Consider the following 2,385-nt stretch of genomic DNA (forward strand, 5'->3'; position numbering starts at 1 on the left):
GCCCCCTCCGTCTGGCTTCCCCGCATCGCCGCACTGTTCCCCGTCATGTTCCTCATCGCGCTGTACGGCCCCGACTTCGCCGGGCAGGGATCCGCCTTGCGCATCCTCATCGGATGGGCAGGCACCGCCGGCTCGATCGTCACCCTGCCCGCCGCCGTCGCGACCATCACCGCAGCCGGCGGACGCATCCTCACCCGCCGGGGGCAAACGCATGGCCTGCCCGGCACCCTCGTCGCAGGACGCCGCGCCCACACCCACCCCGGCGCCACCGCCCGGCTGGTCACCGGTGTCACGGTGGCCCTCATCATCCTCATGCAGGCGGTCGCCTGGCAGGGCCTGTTCGGCTCACAGAGCGCCGGAGCACAGCACACCCTCGACCGCATCGGCCGCAGCGCCCTCGTCGTCGGCGCCAGAGACGACGTGACCACCGCAGACATGACCGCTTTCCTGGACCGCCTGCCGGACGCCGAAGCCGTCCTTCTCGACCCACCGGCAGACGGCCCCGACAGCACCGACAGCCCCATGACCCTGTACGGAGACTGCCCCGCCCTCGCCGCCCTGCGACTTCCCTGCCCCGCCAGTACAAGCCGTATCACCGAAGCACCCGAGGACCCCCGGCTGCAAGAACTGATCCGATGGACCCCGCACGGCGAACTGATCCTGGACATCCACCGCACCGACACCCACGAAATCGCACAGCGCGCCGCGGCCCCAGAAGCGGACTTCCCCCTCGTCATCCTGCGTCGCGACGGAAGCGACCTCTCCACCGCCGCCGTAAAGAGACTGTCCTACGAGGTGTTCCCCCGTGGCGCACAAGTCCGTGCTCCGGGCGAGGACCAGGTGACCGCCGGAATCCCCAACCGGGACCAGGGGCGTTGGAGCACCCTCCTCGGCGTGACCGGCATTACCGTGCTCGCCGTGACCGCCGGCCTCAGCGCCATGGCGGAATTCCTGCGCCACGGACGTGCGCTCGCCCCCCTGTCCGTCCTCACCGGCGGCCTGCGCGTCTTCCGTACGAGCGCGGCGTGGTCCGTCCTCACCCCGCTGGCCCTGGCAGGCCTTGTCGGAAGCGTTGTCGCTGCCGGTCTTGCGGCCCCGGTCAACGCGGACGGAGAGTCCTACATCACGCGCGAACTGCTCTGGTCGGCGGCGGGGATCGTCCTGGTGGTCAGTGTCCTCATGTGGCTGTGGGCGGCCAACGTGGCTGTCCGGCAGGCCCGCGCCTGGCGTCCCCGCGGTGACTGACCTTGGCGGCACAGGTGGCCCATAGGGGGCCGGATCAACCGGCCTTTGCACGGCTCCGCTTCGTGCAGTGCAACAACATGACGGTGGCGGCTGCGCAGCGGCCGCGAGAGGGTCGACTGCGACCCGGCGGGACCAGGTCGGGCGCCGCGGGCCGTGGCCGTACGACCCCCTCGTACGGCCACGGCCGTCACCGTCTCGAGTACGGCTGTCCCCGCCAACGGGCCTCGTAGGATCACCGGTTGGAGTGGGTGGCGGTCCAAGTGGGGGTCCGGGGGGACGGGGATGGTGCATCACACACATGATCTCGCTGAGCTGTGCGAGGCGGGTGCCTCGTTTTACGGGGAGGCGCTGCGCCGGGGCGGGGTCCGACGGGAGGAGGTCGCAGGGGTGCCGTGTCTGATCGATCTGGGGCTGCTGCACCCTGATCCGCAGGCGATGGAGTGGCTTCGGCCGACGGATCCCGCTGTCGTGCTCCATGTGGCGCTCAGGGACATCGAGGCGGAGATCCATACGCAGCGCTCGCGGGAGGCGGAGGTCGCCCGGTCGCTGGAGCGGTTCCAGGCGCTCGGGGAGGCGCTGCCGGCAGCTGATGCGGGCGGGATCGTGGTGCTGGAGGGACTTACCCGGATAAATGCAGCGATCGCGAGCGCAGCCAACGCGTGCGAGCGCGAATTGCTGTGCATCCAGCCCGGGATGCGCAGCGAGGCCGTCCTCGAGGAGGCGCTGCCGAGGCAGCTGCGACTGCGGGAGCGCGGGGTGCACACCCGCAGCCTGTACGGCAGGGCGGCGTTGCACAGCCCGGCGCTGCGCGGCTTCATGGCGGCGTTGGGCGATGCGTTCGAGGTCCGCAGTGTGGGCGACGTACCGCAGCGGATGTTCATCATGGACAGCACGGTCGCCTTCGTGCCAGCGAGCCCCGACCGTCGCGTTGCGCTCGAACTGCGGCATCCCGCACTGGTCGACTACCTGATCTCCCTCTTCGAACGCTTCTGGCACCAGGCCCTGCCGCTCGAGGCATCGGCCCCCGCCCCGCTCGGACCTGAGGGCGTCTCGGAGCGCCAGTTCGCGATCGCGCGGCTGCTGGCGGAGGGGCATGCGGACGAGGTCGTGGCCCGTCGTCTGGGAATCAGCGTGCGGACG

At 70.7% G+C, this 2,385-nt stretch carries 1 protein-coding gene and 1 pseudogene; both read left to right on the forward strand.

Annotation, left to right across the window (positions count from 1 at the left end; translation table 11 throughout):
- Window positions 1–1,245: pseudogene (locus AC067Z_RS38765) on the forward strand (ABC transporter permease); the annotation flags it as partial.
- 282 nt (window positions 1,246–1,527) lie between these two features.
- On the forward strand, window positions 1,528–2,385 hold an 858-nt coding region (locus AC067Z_RS38770), incomplete at its 3' end, for a helix-turn-helix transcriptional regulator (protein WP_478794338.1).

Source organism: Streptomyces sp. NPDC043812, from assembly GCF_056436245.1.